Raw genomic sequence first — 17628 nt, 5'->3', positions numbered from 1 at the left:
ATGACCGACTACATCATCGTCGGCGCCGGCCCGGCCGGCTGCGTGCTGGCTAACCGGCTGAGCGAAGAGCCATCGAATTCAGTGCTGCTGCTCGAAGCGGGCGGCAAGGACTGGCACCCGCTGATCCACATGCCGGCCGGTTTCGCCAAGATGACCAAGGGCATCGCCGCCTGGGGCTGGTCGACCGTGCCGCAAAAGCACATGAAGGACCGCGTCTTCCGATACACGCAGGCCAAGGTGATCGGCGGCGGCTCCTCCATCAACGCCCAGATCTACACACGCGGCAATGCCCGCGACTACGACGCCTGGGAGAACGAAGAGGGCCTTGCCGGCTGGGGCTATCGCGACGTGCTGCCCTATTTCAAGCGGGCCGAGAACAACCAGCGCTACGCCAACGATTTTCACGGCGACCAGGGTCCGCTCGGCGTGTCGAACCCGATTGCGCCGCTGCCGATCTGCGAGGCTTATTTCCGCGCTGGGCAGGAGATGGGCATTCCCTTCAATCCGGACTTCAACGGGGTAGCCCAGGAAGGCGTCGGTTATTACCAATTGACGCAGAAGGACGCGAGACGCTCCTCCGCCTCGGTCGCCTATCTCAGGCCGATCCGCGCGCGAAAAAACCTGACCGTCAGGACCGATGTGCTGGTGACGCGCATCGTCATCGACAAGGGCCGCGCCACTGGTGTCGAGATCGTCGACAGGCCGGGCGGCGAGAAGAAAATCTTGCGCGCCGAGCGCGAAGTCATCGTCTCGTCCGGCGCCATCGGCTCGCCGAAGCTGCTGATGCAGTCGGGCATCGGCCCGGCCGACCATCTGAAGTCGGTGGGCGTGACGCCGGTGCACGATCTGCCCGGCGTCGGTTCCAACCTGCAGGATCATCTCGACCTGTTCGTCATTGCCGAATGCACCGGCGACCACACCTACGACAACTACGCCAAGCTGCACCGGACGGTGTGGGCCGGCCTGCAATACCTGCTGTTGAAAAAAGGCCCGGTTGCCTCCAGCCTGTTCGAGACCGGCGGCTTCTGGTACGCCGACCCGACCGCCGCCTCGCCCGATATCCAGCTGCATCTCGGCCTCGGCTCCGGCATCGAGGCCGGTGTCGAAAAACTGAAAAATCCGGGCGTGACGCTGAACTCGGCCTTCCTGCGCCCTCGATCGCGCGGCACGGTGCGGCTGAACAGCGCCGACCCGGCCGACCACCCGCTGATCGACCCGAATTACTGGTCCGATCCCTACGATCGCGACATGTCGATCAAGGGGCTCAGGCTGGCGCGCGAGATCATGCGGCAGAAAGCGCTGGCCCCCTACGTGCTGCGCGAGGTGCTGCCGGGACCGGCACTCACCAGCGACGACGAGCTGTTCGACTATGCCTGCCGCAGTTCCAAGACCGACCACCACCCTGTCGGCACCTGCCGCATGGGCCATGATGCGATGAGCGTGGTGACGCCGGATCTCAGGCTGCGTGGTATCGAGGGCCTGCGCGTCTGCGACGCTTCGGTGATGCCGCGCATCCCCTCCTCCAACACCAATGCGCCAACCATCATGGTCGGCGAAAAGGGCGCCGATCTGATCCTTGGCCGCGACCCGCTGCCGCCGGCCGTGTTTTCCACCAACCAAGCGGCATGAGATTCCAAGAATGATCAGGCACTGTGTTTTCGTTCGATTCCGCAATGACGTCACCGACGACGAGCGCGCGGCAATCCATGCCGATCTTGAGGCGCTGCGGTCGGTGATCGACGGCATGGCCAAGGTCGAATTCAGCGCCAACACCAGCCCAGAGCCGTTCGCGCGCGGCTTCACGCACGGCTTCACCATCGACTTCAGCGATGCCGCCGCACGCGACGCCTATCTGGTGCATGAGGCCCACAGCCGAGCCGGCGCTCGGCTGGTCGCGGCGCTTGAAGGCGGAACCGACGGGCTGATGGTGTTCGACCTCGAGATAGGCGCTTAATGCATGTCGCGCAAAAGTGTGCAGCGGTTTTACGACATGCATAAAACAACAATCTAAAGCGCGTCGCGTGAGGTCGGTCGAACGCGACGCGCTTTAGCCTATCCAAGCCTCAGCGCGACGACGCCGGCAACGATGCTGAGCACGGCGGCACCCCGCCAGGCAGTCATCTTCTCGCCGAGCGCAAACACCGAGATCATCATGGCGAACAGGATCGAGGTTTCGCGCAGCGCCGCGACCGAGGCGATCGGCGCCTTGGTCATCGCCCACATCACGATCCAGTAGGCGGCGCCGCTGAGCGCGCCGGTGTACACGCCCGCCTTCCAGTCGCGCGCCAGGACCGGCAGCGCCTTTGGTCCGCGGAAGATCAGGCACAGCACCAGCGCCCACAGCGCATCGCAGACGAACAGCCATGCGGCATAGCTCGACGCCGTCGCGGCCAGCCGCGCGCCGCTACCGTCGGACAGCGTATAGCCGGCGATGAAGATCGAGGTGCCCAGCGCAAAGCCGACGGCGCGCAGGTTCAGCCTTTCCAGATGCGCGCCGCCGCGAAACGACAGCACCAGCGTCCCGGCCGACAAGAGAACAATGCCGAGAATGGCGAGCGGCGCCGGAACTTCAGCGACGACCACAATGCCGCCAAGTGCAGCCAGCAGCGGTGCCGTGCCGCGCGCCAGCGGATAGGTCTGGGCGAAATCGCCGGCCTTGTAGGCGCCTATCAGGAACGTCCTGTAACCCATGTGGAAGATCACCGAGGCGATGATGTACGGCCACACTTCCGCTTTCGGCACCTCGACGAAAGGCAGCGCCAGAAGCGCCACGGCGCCCATGCCGAGCGTCATCAGCGTGATCGACAAAAAGCGGTCGAGATGAACCTTGACCAGCGCGTTCCAGATCGCGTGCATGGCGGCGGCGGCAAGCACCGCGAAGAAGACGAACAAGGTCATCGGCGGCTCATGCGCCTTCGGCCCCCGTCGCGAACGGCGTTTCCAGGTCGATGTCGACCCGCAGCGGAAAATGGTCGGAGGCGATTTCGCCGATATCGGCACTGGCCGAGCGCACCCGTCCCGCCAACATGCCGCCGACGAAGCAGTGGTCGAGCCGTCGCTTTGCCAGCATGCCGTCGATGGTCTTCACATGGGTATGGAAATCCGCCGTCGGTTCGCTGGCGACGGCGGCGGCATCGACAAAACCGTTGAGATAGGCAGCATCGCGATGGTACGGCGTGCTGCCGACGATGCGCCGGTACTCGGCGCTGCCCGGCTGCATGTTGAAATCGCCCATCCAGATCGCCGCCAGCGGGTTTTCCGGCTCCGGCTCGCCATTGCTCCAGTTGCGGACGGGCTCATCGTCGGCACCGCTCCACGGGCCGCCGTCGGACGGCGCGCGGCGATGCTCGGCGAGCAGATAGTCGATCTGCTCCAGCCGCTCTTCGGCGGCGATATGCGCCAGATGCAGCGATAGCACCCGCACCGGACCGGCAGGGGTGTGGATCATGCATTCCAGCGCTGCGTTGCGGGTGTTGAGCGGACGCACGGTGCGGCGCAGCGGCAGCGTGTGCAGGCGCGACCAGACGATCGGCCGCCTGGACAGGAGCATGGTGCCGAATTGCCGCCGACGGTTGACGATGCGGCCGTCACGCCGTTCGCTGGCGTCCATGTCGAAGGCCGGCCCATAAACCCAATAATGTTCGGGCAGCAGTCGCGAAAGAAGTTCCGGCTGGTCGTCCTCGTTGCTGCGCAGCCAGTGCCGTTCCACCTCCTGCAAGGCGATGATGTCGGCGCCAGCCACGATCTTGGCGCAGCGCGAGAGATCGTAGCGACCGTCGCCGCCGAACCCGTACTGGATGTTGTAGCTGACCAGCTTCATTGCTTATCCGGCTCAATTCCCTGAAAGCAGTAGCCGTTGGGCTGATCGGCTGCAATGTGCAGCCGGATGCAGAGCGCTTGGGCCAGATAGCGCAGCTAGGTCGTCAACGGCTGGAAACGTCCCGGCGGAGAGGCGGCCAGTTCCGACCAGTCGATTTCCTCCTCCAGGCGATGATATGCTTCGTCGCCGATCGTTCCGTCGATGCGCAATTGCTCCAGCGCGTCACGCTGGCTCTTGATGGCATAGAGGCGCAACCTGTCGTACTCGGTTGCAGCCTGGGCGTCGTCAGGATTTTCGGCGATCACGCGCTGCGCGGCAAATTGCTCGCGGACCACGGCCGCGGCATTCGATGTCTTGCCGCTCAACACGTCCAGCGCTGCCTGCATGATGGCGACGCGTGCTTGCGCGACCTCGCGGTCGACAGTTTCGTCCGGATCGAGACGAAGCAAGCGCAGCAGCGGCTTCAGGCTGATGCCTTGCAGCACCAGGGTGCCGAGCACGACCGAGAAAGCGGCGAGCACAATCGGGTCGCGGCCGGGAAAGTCAGCCGGCAAGGCAAACGCTGCCGCAAGCGTAACCAGACCGCGCATGCCGCACCAGCCGATCAGCACGCCGCCGCGAAACGACGGCGCCTCGGCCTGCCGGTCCGCGTCACCGAAGCTGGCAAGCCACCTCATGATCGCACCGCATCCCAGCACCCAAACGAGGCGCGAGACGACGACGACAGCCAGCACGGCTGCGGCGAAGACGAACGCTTCGATCTGCCCCTGCTCGGCAAGCCGGCCGACGATCGACCGTGCCTGAAGTCCCATCAGGACGAAGGCCAGCACGTTGAGCACGAACACCGCCGTCTCCCAGACCGAGTAGGAGCTGACGCGATTTCTGGCCGGCATGCGGCGCGGCGCGGTACGTGCGATGGTCATGGCATAGACGACGATCGTTATGATGGCGGAGAGCCCGATCCTGTCGGCCAGGATCCAGACGCCGAACGTCCCGGCAAATTGCAGCACCGTGCCACTTGCCGGATCTCTGATGCGACTGAGGGTGACGAGAGACAATCGGCCGAGCACATAGCCCGCGGCGAGGCTGCCGACTGTCGACAGCAAGATCATCGGAACCGCGCTGCTCAGCAGGATGGAGCCGGCAGTTGCGGAAACCGCCATGCGGTATATCAGCAGTGCCGTGGCGTCGTTGAGCAGGCTTTCGCCTTGCAGGATCGTGGTGACGCGGTGCGGCACCTTGAACTGTACAAGCACGGCCGACGCCGCCACGGCATCGGGCGGCGCCACGATCGCGCCAAGGGCAATGGCCGCAGCGATCGGCAGGCTTGCCATTGTCCATCCGACGAACGCCACGACAGCGGTGGTGAAAACGACGGCGCCCAGTGCCAGCAGGACAAGCGGCAGCCTGTAGCGATTGAGATCGCGCAGCGACGTGTCGTAGGCCGCGTCGAGAAGCACCGGCGCGATGAACAAGGCGAGCGCCAGTTCGGGATCGATCTCGATGGTCGGCGCAAACGGCAGGAAGGCGATGCCCGCGCCTGCCAGCGCCAGCAACGACGGATAGGGAACCTGGAGACGCCGCGACAACGCCGTCAGCGCGACGGCGATCAGCAGGAGAACAAGGGTCAGCTCGAAAAGCGCCATGCCTCATCGTAGCGGTGAAGCCGGGCGATTGGCAGGCAAAAAAACGGCGACGGCTTTGGCTGGTGAATGGTGAATGGTGAATGGTGAATGGTGAATGGTCGCTTGCAGAGAAATCTCGGCGCGTAAAGCGCCTTCTTGCTATTCAATATTCACCATTCACTCCGCCCCTAATGCAGCACAAGCATGTCGCCCGACGAAAACGAAATCTCGGCCTTCTCGCCGACAGCGGGCGGCGGCGAGGCCGGGCTGTTGAACGTGTCGAGCGACACCGTGCTGCCGCCGATGCCGACGCGAACCCGGATGACCGAGCCGAGGAAGTGCACTTCGGTGATCTCGCCCGAAAGACTGGAGTCGCGGCCGGGATGGCGGCCGAGCGAAATCGCCTCGGGCCGCAGCGCCAACGACAGCGTGTCGCCGGACTTGGAGCCGTTTAGCTTTCCCTGCAGCGAGACCTCTTGCGAATTGACGCGCACCTTGCCCGAGGCTGCATCGGTGACGGTGCCTTCGAGCACGTTCAGCGTGCCGACGAAATTGGCGACGAACTTGGTCGCCGGCCGGTTGTAGATCTCGAACGGCGTGCCGACCTGCTCGGCCTTGCCGCCATACATGACGGCGATGCGGTCGGAGATCGACAGCGCCTCTTCCTGGTCGTGGGTGACGAAGATGGTGGTGATGCCGAGCCTCTTCTGGATCGAGCGGATTTCCTCGCGCAGCGACACGCGCACCTTGGCGTCGAGCGCCGACAACGGCTCGTCGAGCAGCAGCAGCTTCGGCTTTGGCGCAATCGCCCGCGCCAGCGCGATGCGCTGCTGCTGGCCGCCGGAGAGCTGATAGGGATAGCGGTCGCCCATCTGCGGCAGCTTGATGAGGTCGAGCATCTCGGCAACGCGCCTGTCGGCATCGGCCTTGGGCATGCCGGCGACCTTCAGCCCGAAGCCGATGTTTTGCGCCACGGTCAGGTTGGGAAACAGCGCATAGGCCTGGAACACCATGCCGACATTGCGCTGGTTGGGTTTGAGCCGGGTGATATCCTTGCCGGCGACGACGATCTTGCCGGCGCTCGGCTCCTCGAAGCCGGCGACCATACGCAGCACCGTCGTCTTGCCGCAGCCCGATGGCCCGAGGAAGGAGACGAATTCGCCCGGCTCGACGTCGAGGTTGAAATCCTGGACGACGGTGGTGGCGCCGAAGGATTTTCGCACATGCTGGATGGAGAGGAATGGCTCGGCCATGGCTTTTTTTCTTTCGGTCAGTACTTTTCGGTCAGTTTGGCCGGTTCGCCGATCGCGGCGCAAAACGCGACAGGATCTGGATCAGCGACATGCACGCCCAGGTAATGGCGAAGGCGATGATGGCAAGTGCCGCCGGCTCATAGGCGCGATTGGCGCCGATGTTCTGCAGGTAGGGACCGAAGGCCGGCCGATTGAGCAGACTGGCCATGGTGAATTCGCCGAGGACGATAGCGAAGGTAAGGAAGGCGCCCGACAATACCGCGATCAGCACATTGGGCAGAATGACACGGGCGATGATCGTGCCCCAGCCGGCGCCGAGGATCTGCGCCGCTTCCGTCAGCGTGCGCACGTCGATAGTGCGAAGCCCGGTGTCGACGGCGCGGTACATATAGGGCAGCGCCAGCGTCGCATAGCCGATGACCAGCAAGGCGTTGGTGCCCGTGTCGCTCGCCAGGAACGGCAGCGGCGAGTTCGATCCGTACATTCTGATGTAGCCGAAGACGATGACGATGGCGGGGATGACCAGCGGCAGCAGAGTGATGAACTCGACGACCGGTCTCAGTTGCGGCAGCCGTAGCCGGATCCAGTAGGCGGTGGGCACAACAATGAGCACGCCGAGGATGATGGTGAAGATGGCGGCAAGCACCGAATAGCCGAAGGTCGCCTGGAAGCGGGGGTCGCCTAGCACGACCTCGTAGGCGTCGAAGGAATAGACCCCGCGCCGCATGCGCATCGAGAATTCCACGGTCGCGATCAGCGGAATGAAGAAATAGGCCGCACCCAGCGCGAAGACGAGCCAGGCCCAGAAACGTCCGCTCTTCATTTGAGCCACCTTTCGCTGCGCGTCCGGAACCAGATGTAGAAGACGTTGGCGAGGCCGGTGATGACGATCATGCCGAAGGCAATGGCATAGCCGAGATGCGGGTTGTGCAGCACGTCGCCGCGGATCTGTGCGTAAAGCACGATGGGAATTATGTTGAGCGACGAGCCGGTCAGCGCATAGGCGGTGGCGATAGCGCCGAAGGCGTTGGCAAACAGCAGGATGACGGTGCCGAGAAAACTCGGCCATATCACTGGGATGACGACCATGCGCCAGTATTGCGCCGTGGTGGCGCCAAGCGTCGCGGCCGCCTCGCCCCATTCCTTCTTCAGTCCGTCGATCGCCGGCGTGATGATGACCACCATCAGCGGGATCTGGAAATAGACATAGGTCAGCGTCAGGCCCCAGAACGACAGGATGTTGAAGCCGTGGGCGTAAATGTTGAGGCCGAACACGGTGTTCAGGATCACCGTCGCGAGGCCGAGCCGGCCGAGCGTAGCGAGGAACGCAAAGGCCAGCGGCACGCCGGCGAAATTCGAAGCCACGCCGGAAAAGGTCAGCGTCGCCGAACGTATCCAGTTCGGCAGGCCGCCGCGCACGATGGCAATGGCAATGGCCAGACCGGCAAATGCCCCGATGAGCGACGAAGCGAGGCTGATCTTGATCGAGATCCAGTAGGCGGCAAGGATAGTGGGCAGCCTGCAGTTTCCGTCGACCCAGGAGATCCAGGAATCATATTGGCACTGTATGTAGTTCGACAGATTGGGTGGGTCGAAGATACCGACAATGTTGTCGAAGGTGAACGTGCCGGCAGCGTTCTGGAAGGCGCCAAGCACCAGATAGAGTGTGGGCAGGACCAGGAACATGATGGCGAAGATGAAGAACGGCGCCACGCCCAGCCATTGCGTCGGCAGCCGAAACGCGCGCGCCTCGCTGGGCGGCGCCGTCTTCCCGGCAATCGCGTGATCGGAAAGCGAGAGATCGGTCATGCGCCGGCTACCGTCTTATCGCATCGGCCCGAAAATCGAACTCGATTTTCGGAAAGCACGATGCGGAAACTTGAGTTCTAGAGCGTACTTTGTGCGTCCGACGCACGTCGCTCTAGCGGGAATACCGGGCGGCGGTGAAGCCGCCCGGCGGTTTTCAACCTTACTGAACGTTGGCGCCGACGACGGCGTCCCAGTTCTTGGTGATGACTTCCTTGGCCTTGCCCTGCTCATCGAGCGACGGGAACACCGCGGCCTCATAGGATGCGGCCGGCGGCAGCTTGGCCATCACGTCCTCCGGGATTTTGCCGTTCTTGGCGAGATCGTTGAAGCGGATCGGGTGGCAATAGCCCTTCAGCCAGCCGATCTGGCCTTCGTCGGAATAGAGATATTCCAGCCAGAGCTTGGCAGCGTTCGGATGCGGCGCGTAGGCGCTGATCGCCTGCACGTAGACGCCCGCGACGACACCGGTCTTCGGCACAACGACGTCGACCGGCGGATTGCCTTTCAGCGTGTCGCGGCCGGCAAGCGCGTTGTAGTCCCAGTTGATCAGGATCGGTGTCTGACCCTGTGCAAGCGTCGCCGGCTTGCCGATGACCGGCACGAAATTGCCGGCGGCATTGAGCTTCTTGAAGAACTCGAGGCCGGCAGTACCTGCGGCTTCACCGGCCGCGGCGCCGCTTGAAAGACCAGCGGCGTAGACCGCCTGGATTGCCTGATTCGAGGCGCGTGGATCACCGGCGAGCGCGACGGCGTTGGCGTATTCCGGCTTAAGAAGATCGGCCCAATCAGTCGGCACTTCCTTGACCAGATCCTTGTTCACCATCATCGCCAGCACGCCGTAATAGTCGCCGGTCCAGTAGCCTTCGGGATCCTTGGCGCTGTCGGGGATCGTGTCCCAGGTCGACACCTTGTAGGGTTGGATCAGGCCGTCGGCCTTGGCGGTCGGGCCGAAGGACAGGCCGACGTCGATGACGTCGGGCGCCTGCGGGCCCTTATTGTCCTTGTTGGCCTTGATCGCCTCGATCTCGTCTCCGGAGCCGGCATCGGGGTTGAGCTCGTTGACGGTGATTTCCGGATATTTCGCCTTGAAGCCGGCGATCACCGCGCCATAGCCGCACCAGTCATGCGGCAGCGCGATGGTGGTGAGTTGGCCTTCCGCCTTGGCGGCGGCGACCAGTTCATCCATTGACTGCGCCGACGAGATAGCAGAGGTCGCCATCAGGGCGACGGCCGTAAGGGAAAGTACTTTTCCCGTGAATTTGAACATGTGTTCTCTCCGTTGAACTGACGCCGTTGGACGCCTGCGATGCGGTATCGTTTTCGTGTGACAGCCCGATGAATGGTTTGTGAAAGCGATGCCCTGCAGTACGAAAAAGTAAACTCTTTTTAACCGGCTGTAGCAATCGCCTCGCAACTATTTTTCCGGCTAACGAGTTTCCGTCTTACCTTTCATCTTTCCCCCTTTCTTTGCCCTCAATTTCCCGGATCAGTTTCCGGCGCGAATACTGTGTCAGGCGGTGCCGGCAATGGCATTTTCGAGCAGCGTCAGCGCCGCCTTCCTGGTCAGCTTGACAGGGTTGCCGCCGGCGGTCGGATCGACCACTGCCATGTCGGCGATCAGGCCCTTGCGCTTCTTGTCCATGTCGAGCCCCTTGATCAGGCCCGGCAGCGCGTGCGGCACCTCCAATTCCTTGCGCAGCTTGATGACGGTCTTGGCGAAACCGTCGAAGCCGCCCTTGATGCCGCAATAAGCCGCGAGCCGGGCGATGCGCGCCTCGATGGCGTCGCGGTTGAAGGTCAGCACATAAGGCATGAACACGGCGTTGGTCATGCCGTGATGGGTGTCGTAAAGCGCGCCGATCGGATGCGACAGCGAGTGGATGGCGCCCAGCCCCTTCTGGAAGGCGGCAGCGCCCATCGCGGCCGCACTCATCATGTGGGCGCGGGCGACGAGATCCTTGCCGTTGGCGAAGGCCTTCGGCAGGTTCTCGAAGACGAGCCGCACGCCTTCGACGGCGATGCCGTCGGCCATCGGATGATAGCCCGGCGCGCAATAGGCTTCGAGGCAATGGGCGAGCGCATCCATGCCGGTGCCGGCGGTGATGAAGCCGGGCATGCCGACCGACAGTTCCGGATCGGCGATGACGATGGCCGGCAAAAGTTTCGGATGGAAGATCACCTTCTTGGTGTGGGTCGCTTCATTGGTGATGACGCCGGCGCGGCCGACCTCCGAGCCGGTGCCGGCCGTGGTCGGCACGGCGATGATCGGTGCGATCGCGTCGGAGTTGGCGCGCGTCCACCAGTCCCCGATATCCTCGAAATCCCAGACCGGCCGCGTCTGGCCGGCCTGGAAGGCGATCAGCTTGCCGAGGTCGAGCGCCGAGCCGCCGCCGAAGGCGATGACGCCGTCATGCTTGCCCTTCTTGAACACCGCAATGCCGGCGGTCAGGTTGGAGTCCACCGGGTTCGGCTTGACCTCGGAAAATACGCCATAGGGTACCTTGGCATCGTCGAGGATCTTCAACGTCGAAGCGACGACCGGAAGTTTGGCCAGCCCCGGATCGGTGACGAAGAGCGGCCGCTTGATGCCGGTGGCTTCAAGCACATCAGGCAATTCCTTGATGCGCCCCGCGCCGAAGCGCACGGTCGTCGGATAGTTCCATTTGGAAATCAATTTTGTCATTTCTGTCTTTCAAAAAAATCAGATGGCTTCACGCAGATGATATGACTTCGGCCTCGTCAGATTGTCGTAGCCGATGGCCGACAGCGCCGCGCCCTTGCCGGTGTCCTTGACGCCGGTCCAGACCAGCGCCGGATCGAGATAGTCGCAGCGGTTCATGAACACGGTGCCGGTCTCGACGCGATCACCGATCGCCGCCGCATGCTCGGTGTCGCTGGTCCAAATCGAGGCCGTCAGACCGTAGGGGCTGTCGTTCATCAGCGCGATCGCGTCCTCGTCGTTGCGCACCTTCATGATGCCGACGATTGGCCCAAAGCTCTCCTCGCGCATGACGCTCATCTGGTGATCGACCCCGGTCAGCACTTCCGGCGCCAGATAGGGCGAGCCCGGCTCGTCATTGGCCACCTTCATGTTGATATGCGCCCTGGCGCCCTTGCGCAGCGCCTCGGCCTTCTGCTCGCGGATCAGGTCGGCGAAGCGCGCCTGTGCCATCGGCCCCATCGTCGTCGCCTGGTCGAGCGGGTTGCCGACGACGTAGTTCCTGGTTTCAGCGATGAAGCCTTCGACGAATTCGTCATAGACCTTCTCGTGGACATAGACGCGCTCGATGCCGCAGCAGCACTGGCCGGAATTGTAGAAGGCGCCGTCGACCAGGTTGGCGACGGCATGGTCCATCTTGGCATCGGCCAGGACATAGGCCGGATCCTTGCCGCCGAGTTCAAGGCCGAGCGTCATGAAGGTGCCCGCTGCGGCCTTTTCGATGGCGCGGCCGCCGGCAACCGAGCCGGTGAAATTGACATGGTCGATCTTGCCCGAGCCGAGCAGTTTTTCGGTCTGCGCATGGTTCATGACGAGGTTCTGGAACAGACCCTTGGGCAGGCCTGCCTTGTCGAACGCCTGTTGAAAACGTTCCCCGACCAGCAGCGTCTGCGCCGCATGCTTGAGGATGACGGCGCTGCCGGCCATCAGCGCCGGCACGATGGTGTTGACGGCGGTGAGATAGGGATAGTTCCACGGCGCGATCACCAGGACCACGCCGAGCGGCACCTTCTTCACATAGCGGCGAAACCCGTCCTTCGGATTGGAGGCCATCACCGGCTTGAGTGCCGCTTCGGCGATCTCGACCATGTAGCTGGTGCGTTCCCTGACGCCGCCGAACTCGCCGCCAAAGCGCACCGGGCGGCCCATCTGCCAGGCGATCTCCGGCACGATCTCGTCGGTCATGGCGACCAGCGCTTCCAGCATGGCAAGCATGTACTTGCCGCGCTCGACGATCGGCGTCTCAGCCCATTTCTCCTGCGCCGCCTTGGCCCGCTCGACCGCCGCATTGATCGCCTGGTCCGTGGCCACAGGCCGCTCGGCATAGATCGAACCATCGACGGGAGATTTTATCTTGACCGTTTCGGTCATTCCTTGGGTCCTCGCAATTTACGACAATCTCAGTTTTGAGCCGCCCGCCCGTCCGGCAGCAAAGCTGAACGGCGACGCTGGCGTAGTTTAGTACCGCTCAAACCCCCTGTGCAGTTCCCAATCGGTAATGCGGCGGTCGTATTCGAACTGCTCCCAGTGCGCCGTATGGACATAATGCTCGAGCACGCCGTCGCCGAGCGCCTGCTTCAGCATCTCCGATTTTGCCAGCGTCTCGGTGGCGTCACGCAGGGTCTTCGGAATTTCCGGCAGCTGCGAGGCTTGATAGGCATCGCCGACGAAGGGTTTTTGCAGTTCAAGCTTTTCGTCGATGCCGGCCAGGCCGGCCGCGATCAGCGCGGCGAAGGCGAGATAGGGGTTGAGATCGGCGCCGCCGATGCGGCATTCCATGCGGATGCCCTTGGTGCCCTCGCCGCACAGGCGGAAACCGGCGGTGCGGTTGTCCTCGCTCCACATGATCTTGGTCGGCGCGAAGGTGCCGGCCTGGAAGCGCTTGTAGGAGTTGACGTAGGGCGCCAGGAACCAGGTGAATTCCCTGGCATATTTGAGCTGGCCCGCCGCCCATTGCTGGCCGAGCGTCGACAGTGTCCATTCGGCCTTTCTGTCGTAAAAAAGCGGCGTCTCGCCGTCGGCGCTCCACAGCGAATTGTGGATGTGGCTGGAATTGCCGGCCAGCCCGTAATTGTACTTGGCCATGAACGAGACCGCCTTGCCTTCGGACTCGGCGATTTCCTTGGCGCCGTTCTTCAGGATGACGTGGCGGTCGGCCATCTCGAGCGCCTCGGCATAGCGGACATTGATTTCTTCCTGGCCCGGACCCCACTCGCCCTTGGAGTTCTCGATCGGAATGCCGGCCGCCTGCATCTCGTTGCGCAGCCGGCGCATGACGCCTTCTTCCTTGGTGGTGATGCCGATCTGGTAGTCGCCGATATAGGGCGAGGCTGTGTCGAGGCCCTGCCAGTGCTTCTTGCGGGCGGAATCGTAGGTTTCGCTGAACAGATAGAATTCGAGCTCGGAGGCGAAATAGCCGAGATAGCCGCGTTCGCTCAGCCGCTTGACCTGCTTCTTCAGGATGGCGCGCGGCGAATGCGGCAGGTCGTCATGGGTGTGGTGGTCGAGCACGTCGCAGATCACCAGCGCCGTCTTTTCCAGCCATGGAATGCGCCGCAGCGTCGACAGGTCGGGCTTCATGACGAAGTCGCCGTAACCCTTCGACCAGCTCGCCGCCTTGTAGCCGGGCACCGGTTCCATATCGATGTCGGCGGCCAGGAGATAGTTGCAGCCATGCGTCTCGTCATGCGCGGAATCGACGAAATACTGCGCCAGGAATCGCTTTCCCGCCAGCCGCCCCTGCATGTCGACAATGCACGCCAGCACCGTATCGACCTCACCGCTGGAGACCGCCTTTTTCAACTGATCTAACGAGAAATTTCCGGCCATTCTTGCAAGCTCCGCCGCCTTTGTGGCGCTTCGAGAGTTCAACTCTGGACCCGGCCGCAGGAAGCGGCCGGGTGTTTCTTGAGGTCCGAGGCAGGTTAGGCTTTCTGCGCGTGCTCCAGCGCGAACTCTTCTTCCGGCGACAGGATCAGCTTGTGACGGCCGACCAGCCCGAAATAGACGATCGCGATGGCGAACCACAGCGCCACCCAGACCACGCCCTTGGTGAAGTTCGCGTCCTGAATCTGGTAGAGCAGGGTGACCACGCCGATGATGATCGTCAGCACGGCGCCCGGGACGCCGAGCGGGCTGCGATAGGGACGTTCCATGTTCGGCTGGTTCTGGCGCAGCAGGATGAAGGACACCGCCTGCAGGATGTAGGAGAACATCGCGCCGAACACCGCCATGTTCAGCAACACCGAGCCGATGAGCGAACCGGCCGTAGCGCCGCCCAGCGCGAACCACATGATCAGCATGATGCCGAAGCCGACGATGGCGCCCGCAAACATCGCCACATACGGCGTCTTATACGATTTGTGGGTGACCGACAGCGCCGACGGGAAATAGCCGGCGCGGCTCAGCGAATAGACCTGGCGGCCCATGGCGAAGATGATGGTGTGGAAGCTTGCGATCAATCCAATCAGCGCGATGACGCCAAGCAGCACTGCGCCCGAGTCGCCATAAATCGCCCGGAACCCGTCAAGCAGAGGCTCGCCGGAAGTCGCGAGCTTGAACGAACCAACGCCGACGACCGACGGGTTGAGCAGCACGATCATGAAGGCCGAGACCATCAGCGTCAGCATGCCGGCGATAATACCGCGCGGCATGTCGCGCTTGGGATCGACCGATTCTTCCGCCGCCAGCGGAAGCTGCTCGATCGCCAGGAACAGCCAAACCGCAAAAGGCAACGTTGCCAGCACGCCCGAGAAACCGAACGGGAACATCGAGCCATTGCCTTCGGGAAGCTCCATCGCCGCTCCGTCCGGACCGACGCCGATGTTCAACGCCCAGCGCGAAAAGTCCATGCTCGGGATAGCGCTGATCCAGAAGACAATCAGCACGGCCAGCGACAGCAGCGTGACGATCAGCGTGACGCGGAAGGACAGCGCGACGCCGAAAATATTCAACGCCAGGAACACCCCATAGGTCACCAGCCACCAGAGCGGCGGCCAGACGCTGGAGTCGGGAAAGGCGACCGACCAGATGCCTCCCATATAGGAGCCGATGAAGAAGGCGATGACCGCGGGCGTCACCACATACTCGACGTTTTCGCAAAGCCCGGTGATGAAGCCGCCCCACGGCCCCATCGCCGTCCGGGCGAAGGAGTAGGCAGCGCCGGTGTGCGGCAAAGCCGGGCTCATCTCGGCGATCGAGAAGACGAGGCCGACATACATGATGGCGATGATGATGCCGGCCACCAGCATGCCGCCCCAGCCGCCTGTCCCGAATCCGAAATTCCAGCCCGAAAAATGCCCGGATATGACGGCGCCGACGCCGAGCGCCCACAGATGCCAGACATTGGCGTGACGCACCAGTTGCCGGTCCTCGAAATAAGATTTGTCGCGCTTCGCGTATGCGACGCTGCCAACTTGCTTCGTATTACCGCCTGCCATTTGAAAGTCCCCTTCTTCTTGTCAGTTGACCGGTTCCACCGGATGGCCGAGCCCGCGCCGGCCAGATCCCTGGGATCCGGATGACGGCTCGAGATCGGAAAAAATCCCCGTGAGCAGATCCGCCCATTTTCGCTGCCCGGCTTCGTCGGATATTTCGTCGTTGCGGATTTCGATCATCGCGCAGGGTAGCTCCCGCGGGCGCGCGTGCCGTTCCAGCGTGAAATAGACGCGGTCGGCCGGCGAATAGGGCTCGTTGACGCCGACCGTGACGCCGGCGAGCCGCTGCAGCGCGGTGACAAGCGGCGCTGCCAGCCGACGGTCCTCGTCATGGATGACGCCGATGTGCCAGGGCCGGCTCTTGCCGTTGTAGACCGGGTTGAAGGAATGGATTGAAACCAGCCGCGTCTCGAGCCCGCGCGCCAGCCTTTTGTCGATGATGTCAGCGACCGCATCATGGAAGGGTTGCCAGGACAGGGCGATGCGCGCGGCGCGCTGCTTTTGCGACAGGCCGGCATTGCCCGGAATGGTTGTGGTCTCGCTGACCAGGGGCACCAGGTCCGGCGCATCCAGTGGCCGGTTGCAGTCAATGACAAGGCGCGAAATGCAGGTCTCGACCAGGGTCGCGTCAAACGCCGCGGCCATGCGGCGGGCGACCGGCAGCGCGCCGGGATCCCAGGCGATGTGGCGGGAGAGTTCTTCGGCAGCAAGGCCGAGCGTTCCGAATTCCGGCGGCAGGAAATTGGAGGCGTGGTCGCAGGTCAGCACGAAAGGGCTCAATCCGCCGGGGTTCGTCACCCCTACGGTTTCAGGCGATGCAAGGCTGGCGGGCCGTGCTGTCTCCATTTATCCTGTCGTCCCCGGGGAGCGCTGTATCGTATGTTACGTATTTTGCCTCATTGCGTCCCTGTGGATGATTTCATACAGTTTGTCCGGCTTTGTCAAACGCGATTTCGGGTCAAATGCGATTTCGGCAAAACGGCCGGGCATGGGGAAAAGATGATTTCGAGCATTGCCGAACTGATCTCGGACCGCATCGGCACGATGCCGGCGGGCGAGCGCCGCGCAGCGCAGACGCTGATCGCCAGCTATCCGCTGATCGGCCTGAAGACGGTCGCCGAATTCTCAGCTGCCGCTGGCGTCTCCTCGCCGACGATCCTGCGTTTCGTCGCCCGTCTCGGCTTCCAGAACTACCCGGAATTCCAGTCGGCGCTGCAGGACGAACTGGCGGCGCAACTGCAGTCGCCGGCGTCGCGCGCACTCAACCCGCCATCGCCGAACGGCGGCGCGGTGTCGCCGATGCTGGAGGCGACGCTCGACAACATGCGCGAGACGTTCAGGCACCTGTCCGACAAGCAACTTGCCGACATCGTCGCAAAGCTTGCCGACCGGCGCGGCAAAACCTTCCTGATTGGCGGCCGCTTCACCGATCCGCTGGCGCGCTACATGGCCGCTCACCTCGCCATCATCCAGCCCAATGTCTTTCACCTCGCCGGACAGGAAAGCGTCTGGCGCGACCGGCTGATCGACATGGGCAAGCGCGACGTGCTGGTGATCTTCGACATCAGGCGCTACCAGGACAGCCTGGTCCGCTTCGCCGAGACGGCACACCAGCGCGGCGTGCAGATCGTGCTGTTCACCGACCAGTGGCTGTCGCCAATCGCCCGCTTTGCCCGCCATGTCATCGCCGGGCGCACCGCCGTGCCCTCGGCCTGGGATTCTTCGGCGGCCCTTTTCGTCGTGGCCGAAACGCTGATCGGCGCCGTCACCCGGCAGCTCGAGGCCGACGGCGCCAAACGCATCCGCGAGTTGGAAAGCCTGCGGTAGGGAATAGGGACGCGGCCTGAACTCGACCGCATGATCACTTCCATGCCGGAGAAGGCGGCCAGCAGGCTGCAAACGCAAAACGGCCCGCGTGATGCGGGCCGTTTTTGTTTGGTTGCGGGGACAGGATTTGAACCTGTGA

15 protein-coding genes are annotated in these 17628 nt (G+C 63.2%); 3 read left to right on the top strand and 12 right to left on the bottom strand.

Annotation, left to right across the window (positions count from 1 at the left end; genetic code table 11):
- Both AC0L2M_RS22045 and AC0L2M_RS22040 read left to right on the top strand, forming a co-directional pair.
- On the top strand, window positions 1–1629 hold the full coding sequence (locus AC0L2M_RS22045; RefSeq protein WP_473535884.1) for a GMC family oxidoreductase: 1629 nt from the start codon (window positions 1–3) through the stop codon (window positions 1627–1629).
- Window positions 1630–1639: 10 nt separating this feature from the next.
- Window positions 1640–1954 (top strand): Dabb family protein, encoded by a 315-nt coding sequence (locus AC0L2M_RS22040; protein ID WP_473535883.1) that lies wholly within the window; start codon window positions 1640–1642, stop codon window positions 1952–1954.
- Window positions 1955–2052: 98 nt separating this feature from the next.
- Here AC0L2M_RS22040 and AC0L2M_RS22035 read toward each other — a convergent pair whose 3' ends face one another.
- The 12 genes from AC0L2M_RS22035 to AC0L2M_RS21980 form a co-directional block, all read right to left on the bottom strand.
- On the bottom strand, window positions 2053–2898 hold the full coding sequence (locus AC0L2M_RS22035) for an EamA family transporter (protein WP_473535882.1): 846 nt from the start codon (window positions 2896–2898) through the stop codon (window positions 2053–2055).
- Window positions 2899–2905: 7 nt separating this feature from the next.
- On the bottom strand, window positions 2906–3820 hold the full coding sequence (locus AC0L2M_RS22030; protein ID WP_473535881.1) for an endonuclease/exonuclease/phosphatase family protein: 915 nt from the start codon (window positions 3818–3820) through the stop codon (window positions 2906–2908).
- A gap of 95 nt (window positions 3821–3915) precedes the next feature.
- Window positions 3916–5466: a cation:proton antiporter gene (locus AC0L2M_RS22025; RefSeq protein WP_473535880.1), complete on the bottom strand. Its 1551-nt coding sequence runs from the start codon at window positions 5464–5466 to the stop codon at window positions 3916–3918.
- Window positions 5467–5633: 167 nt separating this feature from the next.
- Window positions 5634–6698 (bottom strand): ABC transporter ATP-binding protein, encoded by a 1065-nt coding sequence (locus AC0L2M_RS22020; protein WP_473535879.1) that lies wholly within the window; start codon window positions 6696–6698, stop codon window positions 5634–5636.
- Window positions 6699–6729: 31 nt separating this feature from the next.
- Complete coding sequence (locus AC0L2M_RS22015) at window positions 6730–7521, bottom strand: ABC transporter permease (RefSeq protein ID WP_023798105.1); 792 nt, start codon at window positions 7519–7521, stop codon at window positions 6730–6732.
- The gene (locus AC0L2M_RS22010) at window positions 7518–8507 is read right to left on the bottom strand and encodes an ABC transporter permease (protein ID WP_027153284.1); all 990 of its coding nucleotides are present in this window, start codon (window positions 8505–8507) and stop codon (window positions 7518–7520) included. The genes AC0L2M_RS22015 and AC0L2M_RS22010 overlap by 4 nt, the downstream gene beginning before the upstream one ends.
- Before the next feature lie 160 nt (window positions 8508–8667).
- On the bottom strand, window positions 8668–9774 hold the full coding sequence (locus AC0L2M_RS22005; RefSeq protein WP_023798107.1) for an ABC transporter substrate-binding protein: 1107 nt from the start codon (window positions 9772–9774) through the stop codon (window positions 8668–8670).
- A gap of 243 nt (window positions 9775–10017) precedes the next feature.
- Complete coding sequence (locus AC0L2M_RS22000; protein WP_473524638.1) at window positions 10018–11190, bottom strand: iron-containing alcohol dehydrogenase; 1173 nt, start codon at window positions 11188–11190, stop codon at window positions 10018–10020.
- A gap of 18 nt (window positions 11191–11208) precedes the next feature.
- The gene (locus AC0L2M_RS21995; RefSeq protein WP_473535878.1) at window positions 11209–12597 is read right to left on the bottom strand and encodes an aldehyde dehydrogenase family protein; all 1389 of its coding nucleotides are present in this window, start codon (window positions 12595–12597) and stop codon (window positions 11209–11211) included.
- 87 nt (window positions 12598–12684) lie between these two features.
- Window positions 12685–14055 (bottom strand): glutamine synthetase family protein, encoded by a 1371-nt coding sequence (locus AC0L2M_RS21990; RefSeq protein ID WP_473535877.1) that lies wholly within the window; start codon window positions 14053–14055, stop codon window positions 12685–12687.
- A 95-nt stretch (window positions 14056–14150) separates the two neighbouring features.
- Entirely contained in the window at window positions 14151–15665 is a 1515-nt protein-coding gene (locus tag AC0L2M_RS21985) for an amino acid permease (RefSeq protein ID WP_473535876.1), read from the bottom strand.
- Between the two features lie 21 nt (window positions 15666–15686).
- Window positions 15687–16508 carry an N-formylglutamate amidohydrolase gene (locus AC0L2M_RS21980; RefSeq protein WP_473535875.1) on the bottom strand — a complete coding sequence of 274 codons (822 nt, stop codon included), beginning with the start codon at window positions 16506–16508 and terminating at the stop codon, window positions 15687–15689.
- Between the two features lie 153 nt (window positions 16509–16661).
- On the opposite strand from AC0L2M_RS21980, the gene AC0L2M_RS21975 reads away from it, so the two are divergent.
- A complete protein-coding gene (locus AC0L2M_RS21975; RefSeq protein ID WP_287343868.1) occupies window positions 16662–17489 on the top strand; it encodes a MurR/RpiR family transcriptional regulator in 828 nt (275 codons plus the stop codon).
- The last annotated feature ends 139 nt before the right edge of the window (window positions 17490–17628 follow it).

The organism is Mesorhizobium sp. WSM4806 (genome assembly GCF_055811635.1).
The sequence above is the reverse complement of the archived record's forward strand: the minus strand, read 5'-3'. Positions and strand labels throughout refer to the sequence as shown.